The 25,865-nt window shown below is 42.4% G+C and carries 22 protein-coding genes and 1 tRNA gene; 16 read left to right on the top strand and 7 right to left on the bottom strand.

All coding sequences use genetic code 11. The features are described 5' to 3' along the window. Positions 1-18: 18 nt before the first annotated feature. Positions 19-1,818 carry a translation elongation factor 4 gene (gene lepA, locus DBT_RS03110; protein ID WP_067616364.1) on the bottom strand — a complete coding sequence of 600 codons (1,800 nt, stop codon included), beginning with the start codon at positions 1,816-1,818 and terminating at the stop codon, positions 19-21. Positions 1,819-2,046: 228 nt separating this feature from the next. On the opposite strand from lepA, the gene pilM reads away from it, so the two are divergent. From pilM to DBT_RS03050, 11 genes are all read left to right on the top strand, one after another. Then, positions 2,047-3,102, top strand: coding sequence for a type IV pilus assembly protein PilM (pilM, locus tag DBT_RS03105; RefSeq protein ID WP_067616362.1), 1,056 nt, complete (start codon positions 2,047-2,049; stop codon positions 3,100-3,102). 46 nt (positions 3,103-3,148) lie between these two features. After that, positions 3,149-3,700, top strand: coding sequence for a PilN domain-containing protein (locus DBT_RS03100; RefSeq protein WP_067616360.1), 552 nt, complete (start codon positions 3,149-3,151; stop codon positions 3,698-3,700). Positions 3,701-4,076: 376 nt separating this feature from the next. After that, complete coding sequence (locus DBT_RS03090) at positions 4,077-4,856, top strand: type IV pilus inner membrane component PilO (protein WP_161939895.1); 780 nt, start codon at positions 4,077-4,079, stop codon at positions 4,854-4,856. A 20-nt stretch (positions 4,857-4,876) separates the two neighbouring features. Further along, positions 4,877-5,431, top strand: coding sequence for a pilus assembly protein PilP (locus DBT_RS03085; RefSeq protein ID WP_067616354.1), 555 nt, complete (start codon positions 4,877-4,879; stop codon positions 5,429-5,431). Then, positions 5,431-6,621 carry a tetratricopeptide repeat protein gene (locus DBT_RS03080; RefSeq protein WP_067616352.1) on the top strand — a complete coding sequence of 397 codons (1,191 nt, stop codon included), beginning with the start codon at positions 5,431-5,433 and terminating at the stop codon, positions 6,619-6,621. The genes DBT_RS03085 and DBT_RS03080 overlap by 1 nt, the downstream gene beginning before the upstream one ends. 19 nt (positions 6,622-6,640) lie before the next feature. Next, a complete protein-coding gene (locus tag DBT_RS03075; RefSeq protein WP_161939894.1) occupies positions 6,641-8,419 on the top strand; it encodes a type II and III secretion system protein in 1,779 nt (592 codons plus the stop codon). Positions 8,420-8,625: 206 nt separating this feature from the next. Then, positions 8,626-9,060, top strand: a complete 435-nt coding sequence (nikR, locus tag DBT_RS03070; protein WP_067616348.1) for a nickel-responsive transcriptional regulator NikR — start codon at positions 8,626-8,628, stop codon at positions 9,058-9,060. Between the two features lie 16 nt (positions 9,061-9,076). Continuing rightward, the gene (gene gyrA, locus DBT_RS03065) at positions 9,077-11,521 is read left to right on the top strand and encodes a DNA gyrase subunit A (protein ID WP_067616347.1); all 2,445 of its coding nucleotides are present in this window, start codon (positions 9,077-9,079) and stop codon (positions 11,519-11,521) included. Between the two features lie 338 nt (positions 11,522-11,859). Further along, entirely contained in the window at positions 11,860-12,885 is a 1,026-nt protein-coding gene (locus tag DBT_RS03060) for an NAD(P)H-dependent glycerol-3-phosphate dehydrogenase (RefSeq protein ID WP_083186583.1), read from the top strand. Further along, positions 12,882-13,607 carry a UPF0280 family protein gene (locus tag DBT_RS03055; RefSeq protein ID WP_067616343.1) on the top strand — a complete coding sequence of 242 codons (726 nt, stop codon included), beginning with the start codon at positions 12,882-12,884 and terminating at the stop codon, positions 13,605-13,607. The genes DBT_RS03060 and DBT_RS03055 overlap by 4 nt, the downstream gene beginning before the upstream one ends. Positions 13,608-13,663: 56 nt before the next feature. After that, positions 13,664-13,740, top strand: a tRNA-Met gene (locus DBT_RS03050). A 64-nt stretch (positions 13,741-13,804) separates the two neighbouring features. Here the strand turns inward: DBT_RS03050 and DBT_RS03045 are convergent. From DBT_RS03045 to DBT_RS03035, 3 genes are all read right to left on the bottom strand, one after another. Next, the gene (locus DBT_RS03045; RefSeq protein ID WP_067616699.1) at positions 13,805-14,194 is read right to left on the bottom strand and encodes a DUF190 domain-containing protein; all 390 of its coding nucleotides are present in this window, start codon (positions 14,192-14,194) and stop codon (positions 13,805-13,807) included. 10 nt (positions 14,195-14,204) lie between these two features. Beyond that, positions 14,205-14,588, bottom strand: a complete 384-nt coding sequence (gene crcB / locus DBT_RS03040) for a fluoride efflux transporter CrcB (RefSeq protein WP_067616341.1) — start codon at positions 14,586-14,588, stop codon at positions 14,205-14,207. 239 nt (positions 14,589-14,827) lie between these two features. After that, a complete protein-coding gene (locus DBT_RS03035) occupies positions 14,828-15,115 on the bottom strand; it encodes an integration host factor subunit alpha (RefSeq protein WP_067616339.1) in 288 nt (95 codons plus the stop codon). Positions 15,116-15,495: 380 nt separating this feature from the next. Between DBT_RS03035 and trxA the strand changes: the two genes are divergently transcribed. From trxA to DBT_RS03020, 3 genes are read left to right on the top strand one after another with little or no spacing between them, the layout of a single operon-like run. Further along, entirely contained in the window at positions 15,496-15,825 is a 330-nt protein-coding gene (trxA, locus tag DBT_RS03030) for a thioredoxin (RefSeq protein WP_067616337.1), read from the top strand. A 23-nt stretch (positions 15,826-15,848) separates the two neighbouring features. Continuing rightward, complete coding sequence (gene trxB, locus DBT_RS03025; RefSeq protein WP_244155302.1) at positions 15,849-16,778, top strand: thioredoxin-disulfide reductase; 930 nt, start codon at positions 15,849-15,851, stop codon at positions 16,776-16,778. A gap of 13 nt (positions 16,779-16,791) precedes the next feature. After that, the gene (locus DBT_RS03020; protein ID WP_067616335.1) at positions 16,792-17,556 is read left to right on the top strand and encodes an outer membrane protein assembly factor BamD; all 765 of its coding nucleotides are present in this window, start codon (positions 16,792-16,794) and stop codon (positions 17,554-17,556) included. 498 nt (positions 17,557-18,054) lie between these two features. Here the strand turns inward: DBT_RS03020 and DBT_RS03015 are convergent, their stop codons facing one another. Genes DBT_RS03015 through fusA form a run of 3 tightly spaced genes read right to left on the bottom strand, consistent with a single transcriptional unit; the run spans position 18,055 to position 21,883 of the window. Then, positions 18,055-19,044 (bottom strand): ABC transporter ATP-binding protein, encoded by a 990-nt coding sequence (locus tag DBT_RS03015; protein WP_244155301.1) that lies wholly within the window; start codon positions 19,042-19,044, stop codon positions 18,055-18,057. After that, positions 19,037-19,783, bottom strand: a complete 747-nt coding sequence (locus DBT_RS03010) for a P-loop NTPase family protein (protein WP_141674197.1) — start codon at positions 19,781-19,783, stop codon at positions 19,037-19,039. The genes DBT_RS03015 and DBT_RS03010 overlap by 8 nt, the downstream gene beginning before the upstream one ends. 15 nt (positions 19,784-19,798) lie before the next feature. Next, on the bottom strand, positions 19,799-21,883 hold the full coding sequence (gene fusA, locus DBT_RS03005) for an elongation factor G (RefSeq protein ID WP_067616332.1): 2,085 nt from the start codon (positions 21,881-21,883) through the stop codon (positions 19,799-19,801). A gap of 205 nt (positions 21,884-22,088) precedes the next feature. Between fusA and DBT_RS03000 the strand changes: the two genes are divergently transcribed. Both DBT_RS03000 and serA read left to right on the top strand, forming a co-directional pair. After that, on the top strand, positions 22,089-23,660 hold the full coding sequence (locus DBT_RS03000) for a hydantoinase B/oxoprolinase family protein (RefSeq protein WP_067616331.1): 1,572 nt from the start codon (positions 22,089-22,091) through the stop codon (positions 23,658-23,660). Between the two features lie 293 nt (positions 23,661-23,953). Then, positions 23,954-25,534, top strand: coding sequence for a phosphoglycerate dehydrogenase (gene serA, locus DBT_RS02990; protein ID WP_067616327.1), 1,581 nt, complete (start codon positions 23,954-23,956; stop codon positions 25,532-25,534). The last annotated feature ends 331 nt before the right edge of the window (positions 25,535-25,865 follow it).

Raw genomic sequence — 25,865 nt, 5'->3', positions numbered from 1 at the left:
GGAAAAATGAGGAGTTATTCAGTCCGTTTTGAGCACACTTAAAAATGCCTCTTGAGGGATCTCCACTCTGCCTACTTGTTTCATCCTCTTTTTCCCCTCTTTTTGTTTTTCCAGGAGCTTTCGTTTTCTCGTTATATCTCCGCCGTAACACTTGGCTGTAACATCTTTTCTTAGAGGAGCTACTCGTTCTCTTGCAATTACTCTGCTTCCAATAGCCGCCTGGATAACTACCTCGAAAAGCTGCCTTGGTATGACCGAACGGAGCTTACTTACTAGTTCGCGTCCTCTATAGTAGGCCTTGTCCTTATGTACGATTATTGAAAGGGCGTCTACAGGCACTTTGTTAATGAGGATATCCATCTTTACCATTTCAGCTGGTTTATAATCAGTCAATTCATAGTCAATTGATGCATAACCTCGCGTTACTGACTTTAATTTATCGTAGAAATCTAAAACTATTTCATTAAAGGGGAGTTCGTAGGTTAATAGCACTCTGTCTTGACTCAAATATTTCATGTCTAGTTGTTTGCCTCTTTTTTCATCACATAGGCCCATAACTGGGCCTACATAGGCCCTCGGCACATAGATCTCCATCCTAACCCGTGGCTCCATAATGCACTCTATCTTTTCCTGTGGTGGCATTTGGGCTGGGTTTTGGACGTATATCGTTGATCCATCTTTGAGCAAGACTTTATATGAAACGCTTGGGGCGGTACTCAAAAGTGTGAGCTCAAATTCCCGTTCCAGACGTTCTTTTACTATTTCCATGTGAAGGAGGCCCAAAAAGCCACATCTAAATCCAAAACCAAGTGCTGCTGACTGCTCGGGTTCATAGGAGAAGGCTGGATCATTCAACCATAGTTTTTCAACCGCCTCTTTTAGCTGTTCATACTGGCCGGAATCTACTGGATAAAGACCACAAAAGACCATTGATTTAACAGGCTTAAAGCCAGGAAGTGGCTTTAAGGCAGGTCTTTTTTCCTCAGTAATGGTATCTCCAATCTGTACGTCTCTAACCTGCTTAATGGCCGCTGTAATGAATCCAACTTCGCCTGCTTGGAGGGAGTCTGTCTTTTTTAAAGTAGGAGTAAATATACCCACTGAGCCCACCTCATAGGTATTGCCGCTGGCCATCATACGAATCTTCATATCAGGCTTAAGGGTTCCATTTACAATCCTCACTAGCACCACTACACCCTGATATGGATCAAACCATGAATCAAAGATGAGGGCCTGAAGAGGGGCCTCTGGGTCACCTGTTGGAGCAGGAATTTGATGAACTACTGCCTCAAGTATTTCTTGGGTGCCTATACCTTCTTTTGCGCTGGCGAGAATCGCATCTTGGGCATCTAAACCTATTACCTCTTCAATTTCCTGTTTGACCCTCTCTGGGTCTGCACTTGGAAGGTCTATTTTGTTCAATACTGGGATGATCTCCAGGTCGTTTTCAATGGCAAGATAGCAGTTTGCCAGGGTTTGTGCCTCTACTCCTTGGCTGGCATCCACTACCAATAACGCCCCTTCACAGGCTGCCAAACTTCTGGAGACTTCATAGGAAAAATCCACGTGGCCGGGGGTATCGATGAGGTTTAAAATATATTCTTCGCCATTTAAGGCCTTGTATTTTAATCTTACGGTCTGGGCCTTTATTGTGATCCCCCTTTCCCTTTCTATGTCCATTTGGTCTAAAAATTGCTGCTTCATTTCTCGGTCCGTGACCGCACCAGTAAATTCAAGAATCCTGTCAGCAAGGGTGCTTTTGCCGTGGTCAATGTGGGCTATAATGGAAAAATTTCTGATTTTATTTATGTTATACATATGGCATGTCCTTAAAATCTAAAAATGTCGATAACAGGTATTGAAGGTATAAATATGTAAAAATTTTTTTAATTATAATGAAAAAGTTATAAATTGCCGATAATGTTTTCAGGTGTAAATTTAACATGTTGAGTCCAATAGTTGGACCAGTTTTATAAGCTTTTTTTTTATTTGGGTCAATGATATTCGGAATAAGGTTTTAAAAATATGAAGATTGGGACTTATGCGATGTTTAAGAAAAGGCCTAGGCCTCTCGTTGGAATAGACATCGGTTCACATACAATTAAGCTTGTAGAACTGACTGGAAGTGGACAGAATAGACGTTTAAGAAGGCTTGGTCGTGCACTTGTCCCTAAAGAGGCAATTGTTGATGGAGCCGTGCGAGAACCTGAGACCCTTGAGAATACCCTTAAGGCCTTGATACAGAATTGCCAACCAAAGCTACGAAGAGGAGCTAGTTCTGTTTCAGGGTATTCTGTAATAGTAAAAAAGATAAATGTCCCCTATGACAATGAACGTGACATTGAGGAAAATCTCATTTTCGAAGCAGAAAATTACGTACCCTTTGAGATAGAGGAGGTATATTTAGATTTTAATTTGATAGGTCCGTCAAAAACACCTAAAGGCGAGCAGGGAAGCGAGATATTTCTTGTGGCAGCCAAAAAGGAGGTCGTGGATTCATATGCGGACCTGTTGCAAAATTCTGGGATCAGGCCAGCTGTAATAGATGTAGACGGATTTGCCATAGGAAATGCCTTCGAGGGGGCAAAGGGTGTAATTAATGACAGCGTGGTGCTGATGGATATTGGCGCAAGTAAGAGTACCTTTAGTATTATCAAAGCTGGCATGCCCCTCTTTACAAGGGATATGTCCATAGGGGGAGGACAAATAACCAAGACTATTGGAGAGGCATTGGGGATAGAATTTTCTGAGGCAGAGGTCATAAAAATCAAGGGAATTGATGATCCTATAATTGCAAGAGACGTGAGTAAAATTGTCAAGGATTATGTTGAGGACTGGGCTCATGAGGTGAGAAAAGCAATTGAATTTTTTAAGAGCAATTCAGAGCCCTTAGACGCACCAAAGTCGCTCTATTTGACTGGTGGAAGTTCACTACTTAGGGGCATATGCGACGTTTTTGAGGATGTAATTGGCATTGAGACAAAACGCTTTGATCCATTTTGTAATATGGATAAAGATGATAAGATTGATAGGGATTATCTTTCTAGTGTGGCGCCCCAATTTGCTATAGCCACTGGACTTGCAATTCGAGTTGAGGATTAGGAATTCTGTGTCGAAGGTTAAATATAGAGAGTGAGGACGGGTCAAGGTGATTAAGGTAAATTTGTTACCAGTTAGACAGTGGAAGAGAAAAGAAGCAGTACGCAAGCAAATTTCCGTATTCTTTCTTACCTTATTGCTATTATTAACAATTTTTCTTGCCGTAGGGATTACTGTTCAAGGGAAACTTACGACTAAAAGGGAAGAGATAGCCCGACTCGAGCAACAGAAAAAACAACTTTCCTACGTCAATAAAAAGATAGCCCTGGTTAATAAGAAACGTAAAGAAATTGAGAATAAATTTTCTTCCATTGAAAAACTACAACATGGGCGCAATTTTGCAGTACGGGCACTTGATGAGGTGGTAACTGCCGTACCTATTGATAGGGTATGGCTCAAACGAGTGAATCTGTCTGGATCTAAAATAACTGTTTCAGGTGTTGCGTTGGACAATCATACAGTGGCTCTATTCATGCGTAGGCTACAGGGATCTTCAATGGTCGCTTCAGTTACCTTAAGTAACACAAGGAAAAAGAATATTAAGGGCAATGAACTTATGGAATTCGGCCTAATAATTGAGTTAGCGGAGGGTGCATCGTAAGCGTTATTTGGGGGTACAAATTTCGTCCCAAAATCCTGCACGGCAAAAGGGGGCAAAAATGGATTGTAAACGATTATATAAGGGATTAGCCAATATTTGGTTTTTCCTCAAATTCACTTTTGGGGTGAATCCATATTCCATATTTTTTGCTCCCTTTTGCCGCCCTTCGGGATTGGCGATTTTGCCCAATCTTCTTTGTTGCTCGGGGCTCGAAGTACCTAAGTACGTCTTCGCCCCTCGCTCCTCGATATCAAAGGGCAAACTCGTCAATTGCAGGATTTAGGTGCTTAAAGATCTGGGGGCAAAGAGATGGGTAATCTGACTTGTCCCGATGATTATTGACGGTGCATCTTACCTTGATAAAGGAAGAGTTCAGATGAAAATTTCAATAAAAAAGGCCACTTTTAAGATCCCAGTTGGTCTAGAGCAGTATGTATACCTTATGCCTTTTTGGCAAAAACTCCTAATATGTATCATCGCCTTTTCTATTCCATGTATTGCATTTTGGTTTTTGTTCCTTGCCCCTAGGCTTCAAGAGCTTGACGGTATTTCTGGAAAAATCCCCATGTTAAGACAAGAGGTTCTGATATTACAGAAAAAGGCAAAAATGATCCCGGAATTAGAGGCTGAATTGAAGGAGATGGACAAAGTGTTAAAAAAGGCCATGAAGCTCTTACCTGAATCAAAAGATATACCAGCAATTCTCACGGAGATATCTTCTCTTGGAAATGAAGAGCACCTTGATTTCCTATCCTTTAGGCCAGGGCCAGAGATCAAAAGGGAGTTTTATGCAGAGATCCCTGTAAGTCTTAGTATTCAAGGGCCATTTCACAATACTATGAGGTTTTTTGACAAGATTACTAAAATGGCAAGGATAGTTCATATCCGTGATATTTCAATGGGAGGTGCAAGAGAGGAAAGAGAAATATGGAGTAAGACAGCTACCGCAGAAAAAAGCCCTGGAGCAAAAACAGGCCCTCCTCTCAATCAAGCCAGTGGCTTAAAGGGGCAGGCCCTTGATATGCAAACAGAGACCGCCCCAGATAGAGGCCCAGTGTGGATAATTAGCACTAAGTGCACTGCAGTGACCTACAGGTTCCTTACAGAGGAGGAACAAAAGGCCCATAGACAAAAAGGAAGGAAGACAAAGAAGTAAAAGAGTTAGGTAGTCTCGTTATGAATGAGAATAAAAAATATAATCTCTATATTGCACTTCTAATTTCCCTGTCCGTTGTCTTTTTTACCCCTTCTTTTTTAGCGGCAGCAGAAAAAGCAACTGAACAGCTCAGTCACCTGAAGGAACTAGAACTTCGTCTACAACGACTTTTAGCCAAAACAGATTATCGCTATGATGCGAGGGGTAAGCCAGATCCTTTTAGGCCATTTCTTCAGACCTCATTAAAACAAAAACAAATAAAGCGACAAAAGCGAAATCCACTTGACCAAAGGGTCAATAATAAGACCTGTGGTTCCCCACTTGAGTGCATGGATGTGGGTCAATTGACTCTCGTCGGGATAGTAGAGGTAAATGGAAAGGGCTCGATTGCTATGGCCCAAGATTCTGCTGGCATTGGTTATATAATCAGAGTTGGCGATAACATTGGATTTAATCAGGGCAGGGTAACAGCCATACTACATGACAGGGTCATAGTAACAGAACAGATAGAAGACATTCAAGGGAACATAGTCCCCAGAAAGAGAGTCCTTTTACTCCATCCGGAGGAAGAGTAATGAAGTGTTTAAATATTATTGTACCGTGTTTTTTGCTACTATGGATAATAGTTTTTCATTTCGAGAGCTCTTGTTCAGCTAACGATACATTTGATGTTAAACAGTGGATTGCAGAACTTGAAAATAGGACAAATAGCAAAGGATTCAAGGATAAAAAATACGAACCTCAAGCTAAAAAAGAGCGGTCAAAATTCAATGCAGAACAAACGGTTCAACGCATTAGTGTGGACTTTTATAAAATGGATCTTCACAATGTATTTAGATTATTGGGGGAAATTAGTGGAAAGAATATTGTTGTGGATGAATCAGTCTCAGGGACCATTACCCTTGCTTTAAAGGATGTACCATGGCCGTTTGTCCTAGACGTAATAAAGAGTTTAAAAGGGCTCTCCAGTATTGAACGGTTCAATACGATTATGATCTTCCCAGCAGGAAAGGAGATCACATGGGTTGGAGACAATGGTTTACAAGGTAGTTGGACTGCTGGGACTCTCCAGGTAAATAAAACTTCTGAGCTACTCATCCCTGATATTCGACAAGGGGCAGGGCTGGTAGTTAAGAAAGGAAATATCCCTAAAACCTCTATTTCAGCAATAGATGAGGCCCAGACTCTAATCAAAGAAGGGGAGAAGAGGGAGCAATCAGGTGACATTCACGGGGCCCTACTCCTGTATAAAAAGGCATCGGAGATCTGGCCTGATAATGCCCTTCTTGCAAAGAAGATTTCAAGTTTGGCCTTGGGGAGGGCAAATGAGGAACTCACTGCTTTAAATTTTGCAAAGTTGGCCTTAAAGATAAATCCAAAGGATAGTGAGGCTGCCACACTTGCAGCAGTGGCCTTGGCCAGAATGGGTAGAGGTGATGAGGCAATTAATTATTTTGAGCGTGCAGCCTCAATGCCAGACGTATCTTTTGAGTCTCTTTATAACTATGCGGTATTCACATTTTCCAGCGGTCTCTATAGAGAAACCCTTCGAATTCTAAATCGCATTGACGCTCAATTTAAAGTTACTCCGGATTGCCTTCTTCTCAGAGCTAAAGCATATGAAGGCTTAAATTGTTTTGATAAGGCAGTCTCTGAATATATAGCCATACTAAATGGAGGCAATAATGTCCCCAGTTATGCCAAGGAATTTGCACGTTCAAGACTCAAGGAAATAGCCAGTGATACCGATGCAAGATTTAGATAATAAAAAAGTGGGGGGTGTAATGATTTTTTTTACATTTGCTAGACTCATGCGGGCCGGCTGTCTAGTCTTAGTGATCTTCTTGGGGCTTTTTTTTACCGGATGCGCTCCTAATACTAATATTAAATCTCCCACCACTAGGGTATCAGAAGATAAAGAAATTAAAGGTAGTATTTCCAATACTCTTAACAAGAAAGTGGTAAAAAATAAGATCGTGCGTCCTCCTATCCAGTGGGAGCCAGCTTTTAAAGTAAAAGATGTATCTTTGAAGGAGACTGCTAATGGGCTTCCTAAATTACCAGTAGGAGCAGATATTTCGTCTCAAGGAGGCCCAGTTCCTTTAAAAGAAGTCATGAAAAGGCTCTCAGAACTTAAGGGGTTTTCCATAAGCTGGGCTAGCGACGTAGATCAAAGTGCACCTGTTGAAGTGAATATAAAATCTAAAGATGATTTTTGGGAGACATTAACGAATATTCTCAGACAACACGATTACTTTTATGAATTCAAAAAAAATACCATCATAATTAAATATAAAGATACTCAACGATTTTATGTCCCAGCCCCTTTTTTGACTGGAACGTATAAAACTAGCGTAGGTGGTGACCTTTTAGGGAGCCAAGAGACTGCTCAGGGCATGGTTCGAGGTACAGTGTCTCTTGAACACAGTGGAGATCAATTAGATATTTGGGAGACAATAAAATCTAATCTCGATAGGATACTTGACCTCGCCACTACTCAAGCGTCTACTGAAATCCAGAGTGATTTAACAGCACAAAGAGAAGCACAAATTCGTGAGGCCTGTAGGCGACAATATCCATCAAGACCAGCTCAACAGGCCCTCTGTTTAGACAGAGCCCTTGCCGCCGAAGGCTTGACCCGTTCACAGGATAAATCCACTAAAATTCAAAAGACGATATCGTCTCCTAGAAGTCGTGAAGGATTTTTCTATACCATTGATAAGCCCCTTGGTATTATAACAGTAACAGCCCCGCGGTCTATTCTAGAACAGGTTGCGTCATACATTTCCACGCTAAATAGTGAGCTATCAAAGCAGGTTGTAATTGAGGCAAAGATCCTGGAAGTTCGTTTGGAAAAGACCCATTCTGCTGGAGTGGATTGGAGCAGCCTTTTAAAGGATTCGAGGTTTGGCTTCAACGTCTTGTTTGGCGATGGGGGAAGAATCTATCCTACCGATGGAGTCAAATTTATAAGCCAAGTTAATCTTCAGAGTAAGGCCTTTGATTTGTTGCTAAATGCCTTAAACGAGTATGGTCACGTAAGGGTCCTGTCAAATCCAAAGCTGACCTTGATGAATGGGCAAGCAGCCATGTTGACTGTGGGGGAAAGTGTGCGGTATATAGACAGGGTAGAATCCACAGTAGATTCGGAAACTGGTATAATTACCTATTCTGTAGAAACTCAGAGCATTTTGTCTGGTTTGGGCTTCTCAGTAATGGCCCAAATTGCTGGCAATGATGAGGTTGTGCTCCAGATAACTCCTGTAACATCTCAACTGCAAGAGCCCATTGAGTACAGGAGTTTTGGCTCAAATACCGTTAATAGCGAAGTTGGACTCCCGAGAGTAACATTAAGGGAAATGACTACCATGGCTAAGGTGAGAAGTGGCGAATTTCTAATTATTGGCGGACTGATTGACGAACTCAATGATACTAAAGAGACCAAGGTCCCTATTGTGGGAGATATCCCCATAGTTGGTAATGCCTTTAAAAATACAAGGGATTTTTCAAACAAAAGGGAGTTAATTATATTACTGAGACCCCAGATCATTGACGGGAAATGATCCTGGTTAAATAGATCAGTCCACAGTCATTTTATTCTCTGGCGACCCTGCGAAAGCCCAAATAGTGATTTGTATCTTCTGTATGTGGAGTGATTTTCCGCAATAGGGTGGCTAATTTTTTTTAAAAGAGCTAAAATTGAAATGCTGATAGATTTAGATTGTGTTTGTTGACACTTAGTAAATATTTGTGGTAAAAAGGCGGACAAATGGCAGGTAATTCATCAATAACACGTTTTGGCGTATCAATTCCCACAGATCTTATAGAATCGTTTGATTCTTATATAAGAAAAAGACAATATAAAAATAGGTCAGAAGCCATTAGAGATCTGATCAGGGAAAAGCTGGTGGCCCAGGAATGGGAAGAGGAACACGGGGAACGCATTGTTGTCGGCACAATCACTTATGTTTATGATCACCATAAGAGAGAACTGGTGGACTCAATCCTCGACATTCAGCACGCCTTCCCTGATACAGTTATCGTTTCTCAACACGTCCACCTGGACCATCACAATTGCCTAGAAGTTGCAATTGTAAAAGGTCGTCCAAAAACGCTTAAAGACTTGTCTAACAGATTAAAGGCCTTAAAAGGCGTAAAACATTGCACCCTCACAATGACAACTACCGGGGCAACACTTAGTTAATTGGAGGCTTAAGCTCATGTCTGAACAAGAAGAGTTGTTTAAAGAACGCGCTGACACTTGTGACATTGCCGCTGAACTCAAGAAGTCATACCTGGATTACGCAATGAGCGTAATTATCGGCCGTGCCCTCCCGGATGTTAGAGATGGTTTAAAACCAGTGCATAGACGCATCCTCTATGCAATGCACGAACTGAGAAATGACTATAACAAACCATATAAAAAATCGGCGAGAATAGTGGGTGACGTAATAGGTAAATATCATCCACACGGTGACGCAGCCGTATATGATACCATAGTGAGAATGGCTCAAGATTTTGCCATGAGGTATCCCCTTGTGGATGGCCAGGGAAATTTTGGTTCTATAGATGGTGATGCTCCTGCTGCCATGAGGTACACAGAGGTGAGGTTAAAAAAGCTTGCCCATGAACTTATGGCAGATATTGAAAAGGAGACAGTGGATTTTGTACCCAATTATGATAACTCCCTCAAAGAACCAGTAGTACTCCCCTCAAGGATACCAAATCTCCTTATTAATGGCGCTGCCGGTATTGCAGTTGGCATGGCAACAAATATACCTCCTCACAATCTGGGAGAGGTAGTAGATGCCCTTGTGGCCATGATTCACGATCCAAACATAAGTGTTGCTCAGTTAATGAAGTATATTCCAGGGCCTGATTTCCCCACTGCAGGCTTTATTTGTGGTCGATCTGGCATAAAATCGGCATATGAGACAGGAAAGGGAATTATAAAAATCAGGGCTCGCGCATCAGTAGAGAGGCCTGCAAAAGGCCGTGAATTTATTGTGATATCAGAGATCCCATATCAGGTTAATAAGGCAAAACTGATTGAGAAAATAGTTCTTTTGAGTCAGCAGAAAAAGATCGAGGGGATTCACGAGGTAAGAGATGAGTCAGACCGAGATGGCATAAGAATAGTTATTGAGCTCAAGAAGGATGGTGTTGCAGAGGTTGTATTGAATCACCTTTACAAGCACACCTTGATGGAGAGCTCTTTTGGAATCATCCTCTTGGCCATAGTAAATGGTAGACCTGAGCTTTTGAATCTAAAAGAATTATTGGCCCACTTTCTCGAGCACAGAAAGACCATTGTAATAAGGCGCACCACATATGATCTCAAGAAGGCAGAAGAAAGGGCGCATATCCTTGAAGGTCTTAAGATTGCCATTGAAAATCTTGATGAGTGTGTGGCATTGATTCGTTCCTCCAAGACTCCCCAAGAGGCCAAGACTGGACTGATTGAGCGTTTTAAGCTTACTGCTATCCAGGCCCAGGCCATCTTGGATATGAGACTCCAACGTTTAACTGGGTTGGAACGGGACAAAATAATTCAAGAATATGAAGAGATCCTCAAGGCCATTGCTGAGTATAAAGATATACTCGCTAACGAAAGTCGGGTAATGGAGATAATAGAAAAAGAATTAATTGAGATTAAAAACGAATACGCAGATCCAAGGCGTACAAATATCATAGACGAGGTCAAGGATTTCAGTATTGAGGATCTCATAGTAGAAGAAGACATGGTGGTCACCCTGTCTCATAAGGGATATATCAAGAGAAACCCCCTTAGTCTATATAGGAGTCAGAAAAGGGGTGGAAAAGGGGTGACAGGTCTCTCTACAAAGTATGAGGACTTCATAGAAAGACTTTTTGTGGCCTCAACCCATGACTATTTCCTGTGCTTTAGTAATAGAGGAAGGCTCTATTGGCTCAGGGTTCACGAAATACCTCAGGCATCGAGAGCGAGCAGGGGTAAGGCATTGGTGAATCTACTCCCCTTGGAAAGTAAGGAAGATGAGCGCATAACAGCAGTAATTCCTGTCCGAGAGTTTCATAAAGACAGTTTTGTGGTTATGGCCACAAAGAATGGTATCATTAAAAAGACTAGTCTTGAGGCCTTTTCCAGACCTAGACCCTCTGGAATAATAGCTGCAAATGTAAATGAAGGAGATGAACTGATTGCAGCTGAGATTACAAGCGGTGATTCGCATGTCCTTTTAGGGACAAAAAATGGAATGAGTATCAGATTTCATGAATCGGACGTCAGACCTATGGGTAGAATTGCAGCAGGAGTCAGAGGCATTAGGCTGGAAGGAGATGATGAAGTAGTTGGTATGGTGGTGGTTAATGGAGATGAAGGAACCTTATTGACCGTATCTGAAGGAGGTTATGGGAAACGTACTGAGATTGCAGAGTACAGAGTTCAGTCTAGAGGCGGAAAGGGAATAATTAATTTAAAGATTACAGAAAAGACTGGCAAAGTAGTGGCTATAATGCATGTAAAAAATCATGATGAGGTAATGCTTGTTGCAAGGAGTGGTCAGATTATAAGGTTACGGGTCCAAGATGTCAGGCCTACTGGCAGGGCCACACAGGGTGTGCGTTTAATCAAGCTAGAGAATAATGACAGACTGGCAGCAGTGGCACGACTTGCAGAGGATTAAACAAGGTGGGACAAAGGGTTAGTCTTGGAGGCCTGAACGGGCATTAGTCTTTGATTGGAACCTAAATCCTGCACGGCAAAAGGGGGCAAAAATGCATTTCCAATATTATATTAAGGTGTTACTTTATGAAAAGTATTTACTTAGATTCACTTTTTTAGTGAAATGCAAGTTCTTCAAGTTTTTGCCCCATTTGGCTGCCCTGCGGGATTGGCGATTTTACCCGGGTTTCTGCGTTGTCAGGGGCGTGAAGTGCCTGAGTGCGTCTGCTTCCGGTCCGCCTTGCATCTTGGGCAAACTCGACAATTGCAGGATTTAGGTGGAAAAGAAGTAGTTTGAATATGATGTATTCCCCAAAGATAGCAATATTGGGCGCAGGGAGCTGGGGGACAGCCCTTGCGGTACATTTAGGCAGGGCTGGAAGGGACTGTGTGCTGTGGGGGAGAGATCCTCTACTTTTAGAACAGATTGGTATGCTTAGGGAAAATCCAAAATATCTTCCTGGTATCAGCATCCCAGAAAATGTTCAACTTACAAGTTCATTAAAAGAGGCAGTCTCGAAAAGAGACATAATACTCATTGTCGTCCCATCCCATGGTTTTAGATCAATTGTAACTGAGCTCAATAACTTAATGTGCAAGACTGATAAGGAGAACGCTGCTTTTGTATCCTGCACCAAAGGGGTAGAGAACGGCACACTTTATTTTATGACTGAAGTAATTGAGGATGTACTGGGAATAGAAGTTTCAAAGAAAGTTGCCGTATTATCAGGGCCAAGCTTTGCTAAAGAGGTGGCCCAGGGACTCCCAACGGCAGTGACAGTCGCCTCTAAAGATTCCACATTGGCAGCCCAACTGCAGGATGTTTTTTCTTATGGAACTTTCAGGGTCTATACTACAGACGATGTAAGGGGCGTAGAGGTTGGAGGGGCAGTAAAGAATGTCCTTGCAATAGCAGTTGGAATTTCAGATGGCATGGGGCTAGGCCTAAATGCCAGGGCTGCTTTGATTACTAGAGGACTGCGAGAGATTGTCAGGCTGGGCATGAACCTTGGAGCTAGCCCTTTAACCTTTGCAGGCCTCTCTGGCCTGGGAGATCTTGTGTTGACTTGTACTGGTGATCTTAGTAGAAATCGCCAGGTTGGCCTACGTCTGGGTAAAGGTGAAGATATAAATTCAATTTTATCATCAATGAATATGGTAGCAGAAGGTGTGAAGACTTCCAGGGCACTTTATGATCTTGGGGTTCGCACGCAAACCGACATGCCTATTTCGATGGCAGTTTATCAGGTCCTATATGAGGGTATCAAGCCTGATGAGGCTGTCACATCCCTAATAGAGCGACCACTTCGGCCTGAGTGGGAATGAAGAGATTTTATAGGGCTCATAGTGCTAGAGGTGGACTAGAACGTTTTAGAGTTCGCCACAAAGAGACAGATCTTTTTATCCAGGCCACCTTACCTCTTGTCAGAGAAGCAGAGGCCTTGGTTATGGAAGCAAGGCTAGCAATCGAGGAATATATTCGGAAAAGGCCAGAATTTTTGCATTCACGTTCGCCATTAGCATTTGATGAGTTGGCACCACCTATTGTGCGCGAGATGTTAGAGGCTGGCAAGGTAGCCTCAGTTGGGCCGATGGCCGCGGTAGCTGGTGCAATAGCCGAGTATGTTGGAAAAGGGCTGATCAAGCTAGGGGTACAAGAGGTAATAGTAGAAAATGGCGGAGATTGTTACGTGAATACCAGATCTGAGTGCACAGTGGGTATATGGGCTGGCAATTCTCCTTTTAGTGGCAAGATTGGAATAAAGCTCCTTCCTGAGTCAGAGCTGAGAGGAGTTTGCACTTCCTCTGGTTCTATAGGTCATTCTCTTAGCTATGGTGCAGCAGATGCAATTACTGTCATTTCGAAATCAGCATCACTGTCGGATGCCGTTGCAACTTCTATCGGCAATATCGTTAGGAGTGGTGCCAAGCTTAAAAACGCATTGAATAGCTTGGAAAAAATCCCAGGAATTGCAGGTGGTCTCATTATTGTAGGTGAAAAGTTGGGAGTAGTTGGGAAAATTGAACTAGTGAACATTTCGGAATAAAATTGGGCTGTCTTGACATAGTCCGCAAAGCTGATTATATATAATGCATCATCTGATGCGGGGTGGAGCAGCCTGGTAGCTCGTCGGGCTCATAACCCGAAGGTCGCAGGTTCAAATCCTGCCCCCGCTACCAAGGCACACAGGGGTTATGGACAAAACGACCATAACCCTTTTTAATTTTTCAATACTATTCCTGTTTAATCCAATTCTTCTTGGGAAGCCTGGCAACTGTCTTTTTGAGGTTCAGTATCCTGGTGGTTACTTCTATAGATTTGAACCTCTACCCGTTCTAGAGTGACCAATCCCTCCTTGATTACATCTCTTATATTAGAAAGGAAAGCCTTTATTTTTTCCTGGGTGTCTACGATTTCTATGATAATAGGCAAATCAACAGAAAGACGTAAAATTTTAGAGGTGTGGATTTGGCTATTTGCTCCAAAGCCCATTAGGCCTCGAATTACAGTGGCACCTGCTAAACCTTGTTCTTTGGCCTTAATTACCAGCCATTCATATAGGGGTTTTCCTTCAAATTTGTCACTCTCTCCTATAAAAATACGGAGAAGTTGGCCTTCTGCCGGAAGTTTCATTTGCATTGTATTATCTCCACAATAAAATTCCTAAAAATCGGCCAAGAAATACGCCTAAAAGTCCCAGGAAAATGTGAGCACCGAGGTTGATCAAGGCCGCAAAAATGCCTTGGTCTTGAAGTAGATTGACTGTCTCGTTTCCAAATGTAGAAAATGTGGTGAATGAACCTAATAAGCCGATCATGAGCAATAAACGCATCTCTGTTGTCATGCCCATTTTTATTTCTGCAAGATGAGATAATGTACCAATGAATACGCAACCTATGACGTTAACTGCAAGAGTTCCGTATGGAAAGGAGACACTCTGCGACAAATTTTGAATATAGCCACTAATGACGTATCTTAGTATTGCCCCAATGAACCCACCTGCGCCAACCCAAATAGCTTCATACATAATCTATTACCTGAAATTTAGTCACAAGTAATCAGTTCAATGTAGATTGAAATCGACTCCATTTCTATCAGGAATCTTATAATGTAGTCAATTGGATTATTAGTTTAGCACAAACCACCAACTGGAAGCAAGGCCGTTAATTCAGACGGTAATGGACTAAACTAGTTTTAAGTGGAAAGGGGATTTTTCAGCAATCCTCGTTAACAAGTATATAGGAGGGAGTGAATCAATTTAAAATGCTATTTGTTCTCGTTGACTTTTTTTCTTAGCACACCAGAGGGTCTAAATGTGATCACGCGTCTTGGTTCAAGTATCAGGTCTTCTCCAGTGTGGGGGTTTCTTCCACGACGTGCACGTTTGTCTTTTACGCAAAATTTACCAAAACCACTTATGAGTACATCTTCTCCATCTACGAGTCTACTCTTAATAATTTCGAGCAGCGTTTCCACATATTTTACAGCGTCGGTCTTTTTAAACATTTCCGACTTGTAGAGCCTGTTAACTAGATCTGCCTTGGTAAGCGTCATTAGGACCCCCTTTCCCCGAATTAGGACTTCAACTACAATCATTTGATTTATAAGGAAAAAAAAACGAACTGTCAAGGGAAAGGATGGCCGCTTAAACTGGACAGGAAAAAATCTATGTTGGATGGAAAATAGGAAAGGTCTTTGCAGGAAAAAGATTTTTAATCGTGTTATAATAAAAGTTGCTGGATGTTAGCCTGGCACAGATTGTTTTCTGTATTTATATTTTTTAGAGGAATGAACTTAATGCCTCTATAATAATTTAGATGTTAGGAATTGTTTAATAATGAAGCTCCTTGACACTGTACGAGGTTTATTCTACGTTGTTGTGAACTATTTCTCGGATTTTGGGTTAAAAATTAAATTATATAAAGGAGAAAAAGATGGCAGGAGAAAAAGTTATTCATGTAACCGATGGCAACTTTGAAGCCCAGGTTTTAAATTCAGACATTCCTGTGTTGGTCGATTTTTGGGCTGCATGGTGCGGGCCGTGCAGGGCTATTGCACCTGTCATTGAAGAGTTGGCAGAGGACTATGATGGAAAGGTAAAAATCGCAAAGATGAATGTTGATGAGAACCCAGTAACTCCTGGGAAATTTGGTATTAGGGCCATTCCAACACTTATCCTTTTCAAGGATGGTCAGGTGGTGGATCAGATTACTGGTGCAGTAGGGAAGGCCATGATAGAGGCTTCTTTGAACAAGGTGCTCTAGAGAATTCTATGCTATAAATACTCATGGCAATGGCCAAAGAGACATATGATTGTGTGATAGTTGGGGCAGGACCAGCTGGACTTGGTGCTGCCCTTTATGCATGTCGTTCGGGGTTAGACGCCTGCCTAGTAGAAAAATTAAGCCCTGGTGGACAGGTACTTCAGACAGATTGGGTAGATAATTATCTCGGCTTTAAAGATGGGATTAGTGGATACGATCTCATTGAGAATTTGAGAATGCACGCTGAACGATTTGGGGCCTGTTTTAGAAATGGCGAGGTAGTCAGGATAAACAAGGTTTCTTATGATCAATTTGTCACTCAATTGGCTTCTGGAGACGAAATTGTTTCAAAGTCCATAATTCTGGCAACTGGTGCGCGACCAAAGCATCTGGAAATTCCTGGCGAAAATGAACTTATAGGTCGCGGCGTAAGTTATTGTGCAACATGCGACGGCCCTTTTTTTAAGGATCAAGTTATTGCAGTAGTAGGAGGTGGGGATAGTGCCTGTCAAGAGGCATTGTTCCTAACTAAATTTGCTGAAAAGATCTATCTCATACATAGGCGTGACGAACTCCGCGCTGTAAAGACCCTTCAGGACAAGGTCCTAAACCATCCCAAGATTGAACCCATATGGAATACCATAGTGGAAGCCATTCATGGAGAGGACGAGGTACAGAGCTGTAAGATAAAAAATGTGAAGACAGGGGAAGTAGCTGATCTCAGTGTTCAAGGGGTGTTCGTCTTTATTGGAATCCACCCCAATACAGAATTGGTTAGAGATATTGTAGATACAGATGAGCAGGGTTTCATCATTACTGATGATTGGATGAAGACGAGTTTGCCAGGGATGTTTGCTGCTGGTGATTGCAGGTCAAAGCCATTGAGGCAAATAATCACGGCTGTTTCTGATGGCGCAATTGCTGCTTATGGAGTAAAATTTCAACTGATCTGAAATCTTGAGATATATGAAAAAGAAAATTTCTACGTCGATACCATTGATGTTAATCCTCTTTATTGGGCCGTATCTAAGTGGATGTAGCACTTTAGGCAAAATTTGGCCATTTTCTAGTAATCAACAAAAAAGGCAAGAGCTTGAACCTGTAAAGACTGAAGAAAAGCTTCAAAAAGAAGCTATCCAGCATTTCAGGCGTGGTAGATTCATTTTAGCTCAAGAGTTATTTCAGAAAATCAAGGATCGTTATCCATTCAGTCCATATGCAGCAATAGCAGAATTAAGGCTTGCAGACTGTAAGTTCTTTCAAGGTCTTTATGAGGAGGCTATCCCCCTGTATGAGGAATTTGAAAAGCTCCATCCAACACATCAATATATCCCTTATGCCATCTTTCAGATAGGAACCTGTTATTACAGGTTAATGGCAACCCCAGATAGAGATCAGACCTTTACTCATAAGGTGATTGAGACCTTTGAGAGACTGCTGAGGAGATATCCGAATTCGCCGTATTCGTTTGAAGCAAAAAGGCGAATTAAGGTGGCCCGAGAGAGACTTGCAGCACACGAATTTGTAGTTGCCAAGTGGTACATTAGGACAGGACAGAAAAAACAGGCACTTTTTAGATTGAAAACACTCCTTGCAAGGTACCCCGATACTACTATAGCTAGAGATGCACAACATCTGCAAAGCCAGCTCTTGTCATCACCTGATGGAAAGATTGCGGAGATAGAAGGTGAGGCAAGTTCTATTTGGAAAAGTCTATGGCCTTTTAACTAGATCGGTCTTGTCCCTTTACCCAAAAGGTGCTGCTTGATACGGCGATTAAATTTCAGGGATTTGAAGCCCCAATGGGCTCGCAACTTTACTGAATGGCCTTGCTTTGTCGGGGACTTGAAGTACCTAAGTCCTTTGCATACCCTCAGCCTTGCATATTCTGCAAGGCTTTCGAGCTGCATAATTTGCCGTGAAAATCCCCGTTGGGATAATTCGTCTAGTATAACAGGTAGAAGGCAGAAGGTAGAAGGGAGAAGCAAGCCCTGCCTGTACAAAAAAAGCCAGAGGCTGGAGGGCGAAGACGTTATAAAAAGTTTAAGGTGGAAAGTTCTCTTCCTTTAACTCAACACTCAAAACTCAACACTTTTATACGGGGGTGACAAATTCGTTCGTCATGAAAGCTTGGATTAAAGGGCATAAAAAGTGCATATTTCTTGTCAGAAGGCGAAAAAAGTGTTCTGGTGCTAGTCTTTGGAGGACCTCTCAAGCTGTCCTTTAAGCTTAATTATAATAATGGCATCTGACTCTTTGCCCTTTAGATATTGTTTTTAATTGTGGAAGCCTTTCTGAACACATAGGCATTTGTTTTTTGCATCTTGGTTGAAATGGGCAACCCGTGCCTATTTCATCCATTGACGGAACATTTCCTGGTATTGATTCAAGGCGCCTTTTTTGTGTTACTTCGCAATTGATTTCATACGGAATAGCTTTTAAAAGCCCCTGTGTATATGGATGAAGTGGATTAGAAAACAATTCAGATACACTAGCCTCTTCAACAATATAGCCAGCATACATAATTATGACTCTATTTGCTATAGTAGAGACTATCCCTAAGTCATGGGTTATTAGGATAAGAGCCATATTGTTTGACTGTTTTAGACGTTTCAATAGAGAAAGGATTTGGGCTTGTACTGTAACATCCAATGCAGTGGTCGGTTCATCTGCGATCAAAAGAGATGGATTACAAGAGATGGCCATTGCAATCATGGCCCTTTGGCGCATGCCACCAGAAAGCTCATGAGGATAGCTGTGCATCCTATATTCTGGGTCAGGAATCCCTACTGCTTTCAAGAGTTCAATAATTTTAGAGCGAGCATGTTGTTTTGTTAAGCCAAGATGGATGGTTAGCATCTCTTCTATTTGTTGGCCTATTGTAAATACAGGATTAAGGGCAGTCATAGGCTCTTGGAATATCATGGCAATTTCTTTGCCTCTTATCTTGATCAGGTCTTTTTCATTTAATTTAAGGATATTTTGCCCTTTAAATAAGATCTCCCCGCTATCTATTTCAAATATCTTTTGGTCTATGAGCCCGAGAATGGATCGAGATGTAAGGGTCTTCCCGCACCCTGATTCCCCTACAATGCAGAGGGATTCCCCTGGATTTACAAAAAAAGAAAGCCCCTTTAAAAGGGGCACTCTTGAAGATCCTTTTTTAAAGGAAAGGGTAAAATTATCAACCCTTAATAGGGATACCTTTTTTTCAATCACTTTTTTTCATTAAAAATGTTGAAGGGTCTAATACAACACGATCACCGGGATCTTTGAATCTTCCGGCCTTGTCTTTTAGTACCCTTATCTCGATTTCGTTTGTCGAAGGAGCTAGCTCAAAGACCACATCAAAAAGGTCTTCCACCTGGGCTAAAGAGACTGGAAATCCAGATTCTACCTTTGGCTCGTCTCTATGAGATTTAATTGAAAACCAGCAGGGAAAACCCTGGTCTTTTGCCAACAATTTTAGCTCATTCAATATTTCTCTAACTGTTTCATCAAATTTTAGACCATCTACAAGACAGACCTGTGGGAAAAAGATCCCCTGCTCTATGAGATCGTTCAGGCGTTCTTCCAGGATCTCAATGTTAAAGTCCCCAGACTTGAAGGTCATAATAAATCTATGGAGGAGGATTTCTTCCCACAGGGTGTTACCGTTTTTGAAATTGTATTCCTCAGTTATGGAATTGAATACCTCTTCGTACCACAGGCATACCTTTTTAACAGGTTGATCAAGAGAGATGTGTAGTACATTTTTTCCATTGAGCAAGCTATCCATTGCAACCTGGACCAAGAATGCGGTCTTTCCAACACCTGCGCGAGCTACAACTCCACCAAACTCTCCTTCGCCTAGTATCCTTGAGCCCTCACTATCTAGGAGTCTCAAGGGATTTCTTTTAATAAGATCGTGTTTTAACATGGTTAGTGACCTCTCAACTAAATATATAATATCACCCATTTAAACAGCACGCGCTTATGCAGCCTTTTTCTTTTCTTCCTGAGCCTTTTTGATTAACTCCTCAGCCACATTCTTGGGTACTTGCTTGTAGGTTGCAAATTCCATGGTGAACTGGGCTTTACCCTGAGTAGCAGATCTGAGTACTGTGGAATAACCAAACATCTCGGCCAGTGGTACTTCAGCTTCGATAACACACATGTCGCCTTCATCTTGGGTACCGATAATCATACCCCTTCTCTGATTTAGAGAGCCCATTACAGCTCCCTGAAATTCTGCAGGGGTCTCAACTACAACCTTCATAATTGGCTCTAGTATTGCTGGCTTTGCCTTCATGTAGGCCTCTTTAAAAGCTCCCCTTGCTGCTGCCTGGAATGCCATATCTGAAGAGTCAACTGAGTGGGCCTGTCCATCATTAATTACTACTTTCACTCCAGTGATTGGAAAGCCCAAGAGTAGACCCTTTTCCATGCTTGCCCTAAATCCTTTTTCACAAGAGGGGATAAATTCAGTCGGGATTGCACCTCCTACGATCTGGCTTTCGAATTCAAAATCTCCGTCTGGTAGAGGCTCTATCCAACCTGCCACACGTCCAAACTGACCTGCACCACCAGTCTGCTTTTTGTGGGTGTAGTTGAATTCAGCCCTCTTGGTGATGGTTTCCCTGTAGGCCACTTGAGGAGCTCCTACTGAGACCTCTGCATTGTATTCACGTTTCATCCTTTCGATATAGACTTCCAGATGTAGCTCTCCCATACCTGAGATGATGGTTTCACCTGTTTCGTGGTTCACATAGGCCCTGAAAGTAGGATCCTCCTTAGTGAAACGTGACAGTGCCTTGCTCATATTGACCTGGGCCTTATTGTCAGCAGGAACAATTGCAAGGCTGATAACTGGATCTGGTACATGCATGGAAGTCATGGAGTACCTATAGCCTGGGGTTGTAAATGTATCCCCGGACACGCAATCAATACCGAACAATGCACCAATATAGCCAGCAGGGATGGATTCAATGTCTTCCATCTGATTGGCATGCATGCGGACGACCCTACCCACCTTGACCTTTTGTCCACTGCGGTTGTTGAAGATCATGTCTCCTTTTCTCAAGGTCCCTTGATAGACCCTGATGTAGGTGAGCTGTCCGTAGCGTCCTTCCTCTAGCTTAAATGCCAGGGCAACTAACGGCTTTTCAGGATCTGCCTCTAGTACCACTTCTTCTTCGTCGCGATCGAGGTCAAGGGCCTTGTTTTCAACTTCAGCTGGGTGTGGCAAATAATAGGTGACAGCATCCAAGAGTGGTTGGACGCCCTTATTTTTATAGGCTGAGCCCATAAATACTGGTGTGAGTTCGCGTTTTAGAGTACCTTTTCTGATGGCATCTCTCAGAAGATCTTCTGGTATTTCGCCTTCAAGGGCTGCTTCCATGAGCTCATCTGAAAACATACTGGCAGCATCGATTAGTTCCTCACGTCTTTTTTCCGCCTCTGCAACGAGCTCAGATGGGATTTCCTCGTAGCGGACATGTTCACCGTTTGAACCATCAAAATAAACCGCCTTCATGGTAACTAGGTCAACAACGCCATCAAAGTCAGACTCAAGCCCTATGGGAATCTGCATAAGTACTGCATTATGCCCAAGTTTTTCCTTGAGCTGTTCCACTACCTTATAGGGATTTGCCCCTGTACGGTCACACTTGTTTACAAATGCAAGACAGGGGACGTGGTAACGGCTCATCTGCCTATCCACAGTGATTGACTGTGACTGCACGCCACCTACCGAGCATAGCACCAATATACCGCCATCCAAGACCCTAAGTGCCCTTTCAACTTCTATTGTGAAGTCTACGTGGCCTGGAGTATCAATAATGTTGATTTCGTGTCCACGCCATTCACAATAGGTTGCGGCTGATGTAATTGTGATGCCACGTTCTTTTTCCAACTCCATAAAGTCCATTGTGGCACCTACGCCGTCTTTTCCTTTAACGTCGTGAATAGCGTGTATACGATTTGTATAATAGAGAATGCGTTCAGTAAGGGTCGTTTTCCCTGCGTCAATGTGAGCGCTAATACCAATGTTTCTGATCTTTGCTGGGTCTCGTTTCATAGTCAAAACCTCTCAATTTAAAGTATCCTTTCAAAATAATATACCCTTCCGGGCTAAGCCCTAATCTTTTGCCTCTCCTATTGTAACAACTGGGGGAAAATTTTCGAGATTGTGGCCTATATATATGCTCCCGGAATGGTAACGCAACTTTTTTAACTATTAGAAAATGGGTTGTCAAGGGGAAAAGTTGTGGTAAGAGAAGCTCATGCCTACTCCAATAGATATTGAAATAATTAACAAGTCATTTTGTTCAATAGCAGAAGAGATGGGCATAGTCCTTGAGCGGGCTGCCTATTCTCCAAATATAAAGGAGAGGAGAGATTTTTCTTGCGCGATATTTGACGCAAACGGGAATCTAATTGCCCAGGCTGCCCATATACCTGTCCATCTCGGAGCCATGCCTGATACTGTAAAAGAGGTTACAAAGGCCTTTAAATTGAGGCCAGGGGACGTGATCATAACCAATGATCCATATTCAGGGGGGACACATCTACCAGACATTACCTTAATCAAGGGAGTATTCATAGGAAAATCAGACTCTCCGAGCTATTATCTGGTCTCTCGTGCCCATCACGCTGATGTAGGAGGGGTAACTCCAGGGTCAATGCCTCTTGAGAATTCAATTCATAGAGAGGGCGAATTGATCCGCCCCACCTATTTATATAAAGAAGATGAGCTCATGTTGGATTTTCTTTATCCCTTCCTTTCCCAGGTTAGAAATCCAAAGGAACGAGAAGGTGATCTCAGGGCCCAAGTCGCAGCACTCAGGCGTGGCGATATGCGAATCAAGGAACTACTGCAAAGGTACTGCTCAGACTTTTTAGAGGCATGCATTGAAGAATTACTCAATTACGGAGAAAGAGTTACGAGATCCGTAATTGGTGCAATTCCAAATGGGACCTATTCTTTTGAAGACTTTCTAGATGATGATGGCCTAGATAAACAGGCTATCAAGATAGTTGTAGATTTGACAATTAAAGAAGATGCACTAATCGCAGATTTTTCAAGGAGTAATCCTTCTGTTGGTACTGGATTAAACACTGTAAAAAGCGTTACGAGATCTTGTGTTTATTATTGCGTATTTTGTCTGATAGGAGAAGGCTATCCAGTGAATTCAGGGGCGCTTAGACCAATTCAAGTAATTACACGGCCAGGCACTATTGTGGATGCCCAGTATCCAAGCCCAGTGGCAGCTGGAAATGTTGAGACCTCACAGCGTATTGTGGATGTAATGTTTGGGGCATTGGCAAAGGCATGCCCAAATAAGATTCCAGCTGCAAGTGCAGGGACCATGAATAACCTCGCAATTGGTGGTATAGATCAATGGGGTAATGAATATGCGTATTACGAGACTATTGGTGGAGGTATGGGGGCTAGGCCTACCCTTGATGGATTGTCAGGGATCCAGACCCATATGACCAATACACTGAATACTCCTATTGAAGCCCTAGAGCAGCAATATCCATTTTTAGTTGAGGAGTATGCTTTAAGAGCTGATTCTGGGGGAAGAGGAAGATATCGGGGAGGCGATGGGATCATAAGACGGATTAAGTTCTTAAAGCCCGCACATGTCAGCATACTTTCTGAACGGCGGACAATTCCTCCATATGGTCTATTTGGAGGCGAGCCAGGAAGGTGTGGCATAAACCGGATCAAAAAAAATGGACAGATAAAATGGAAGATACTACCTGGAAAGTGTCATGTGGAAGTGAATGAAGGAGATTGTATTGAGATAAGGACACCAGGTGGAGGAGGTTATGGGGAAGGGCCCAAATAGTAAGCAATCACTTTTGTTGGAAGTGGCTCAGATTGGAGAGACTACCCTTTTCCCTGATACGCATAGCATCAGCTGTGCTGTGCAGGTGCTTACACTTAGAGGATGTGGGGACTTTTCAAATTTTTTATCTTGTGGCATTTTACGTGGTAGTAATGAACAATAATGGGAAATATAGAACAAAAGTTTAAAAAATAAGGTTTTTGTGGTTTAGAGTGATAGAAACTTAGAATTTGTTCGAATATTCGATATTCGAATAGCTATTACACTATAAAGAAAGGATAGGTGTACGGACTATGAAGGTACTAGTTACAGACCCAATAGCGAATGAAGGTATAGAAATACTAAGAGATGCAGGAATAGAGGTAGAGGAAAAGCTTGGACTTAGCCCAGAAGAGTTAAGACAGGCAATTAAAGGAGTCCATGGTCTGATCATTAGGAGTAATACCAAGGTAACTGCTGATCTTGTGGAAGCAGCAGATGAGTTAAAAGTAGTTGGAAGGGCAGGTACAGGTCTTGATAACGTGGATATACCTGCATGTAACAAACATGGCATCGTGGTGATGAACACCCCGGGTGGGAATACTAATTCTGCTGCAGAGCATACTATTGCCATGATACTGGCTGTATCCCGCCACATTCCACAGGCCACTGCATCTATGAAGGAAGGAAAATGGGAGAAGAAGAAGTTTTTAGGACAGGAGGTGGCTGGAAAGACCCTTGGGATCATTGGTATCGGAAGGATTGGGAGTATTGTAGCCCAACTTGCCCAAGGGCTTAAGATGAAAGTGGTTGCCTTCGACCCCCATATAAGACCTGATCTGGCAGAACGGATGGGGGTGGAACTAATGGACCTTGATGGTGTGCTTGCCCGCGCAGACTATATCAGTGTCCATACTCCACTTACTCCAGAGACAAAGTGGCTTCTTAATAAAGATCTTTTTGATAAAATGAAGGACGGCGCAATTGTTGTTAACTGTGCCCGTGGAGGTATTATCAATGAAGAGGACCTCTATGAGGCACTAAAGAGCGGCAAACTGAAGGCTGCTGCCCTGGATGTCTTTGAAAAAGAGCCAACCACTCTTGAGAATAAGCTTCTTTCTCTAGAAAATTTCATATGTACACCACACCTTGGTGCTTCTACAAAAGAGGCTCAGGAAAATGTGGCAGTTGCAGTTGCACGGCAGATTCGTGATTATCTCCTGAATGGAGAAGTTCGCAATGCCGTGAATGTACCATCTGTTACAGGTGAAGCTCTTGCCCAGCTCGCTCCCTACATTGGATTGGGAGAGAAGATAGGTGCATTCCAGGCCCAGATACTTGAAGGGCCAATTGAAGAGGTTGAGGTGATATACCAGGGAGATGTGGCAGAACTCGATACGAAACCAGTCACCATAGCAATGCTGAAGGAACTTCTAGCCCCTGCTGTTAGGGAAGACGTCAATTCTGTTAATGCTCCTATAATTGCTGAAGAAAGGGGAATCAAGGTCACAGAATCCAAGAGCAGTACTGCAGAAGATTTTACCAATCTTATTACAGTTAAAGTAAAGGGTGGTAGTGAGGAAAATATTATCTCTGGCACTATTTTTGGGAAAAAGGAGCCAAGGCTGGTGCGACTCAATGACTTCAGACTTGAGGCAGTACCAGAGGGGCATATGTTATTGATCTATAATGAAGATCGGCCAGGGGTAATAGGTAGAATTGGTATGACCTTGGGAAGCGCTGGTATAAATATTGCCAGGATGCAAGTTGGTCAGGACCCAAGTCATAAGAGAAACGTAATTCTTCTTACTACGAACGAAGTAGTCTCTAAAGAAGTACTCGACAACTTGCTTGCTCAAGAAGGGGTTACTCAGGCAAGACTCCTTGAGCTGTAAAGACTTTTATTGGGCGCAGACGTATGACTTGTACGTCTGCGCCCTAATTGGTCCTAATTAAGATCCTATCTTTTTCATGGGCGGGGTCGTCCCCAAACAGAACATAGTCTCGTTTTTTCCTCTTTTGAATAATTTTTTTGTGTTTTCTAATACTATTGACAACAAAAATTAAATTTTTTAAACTTTCCTGTGAATAATATCACATTGAAAAACATCATTTTTTAAAAGTTCATGGGGAGAGGGATGGGGTTAAAAAGAATTCATTTTAAAACATATTGAATTTTAAATAAAACAGGCCCCCGTGTGGGTCTAATTATGAAATCCTTAAAAA

The sequence above is a fragment of the Dissulfuribacter thermophilus genome, assembly GCF_001687335.1.
GTDB classification, from domain to species: Bacteria; Desulfobacterota; Dissulfuribacteria; order Dissulfuribacterales; family Dissulfuribacteraceae; genus Dissulfuribacter; species Dissulfuribacter thermophilus.
This window is presented reverse-complemented; position numbering and strand designations above follow the sequence as displayed.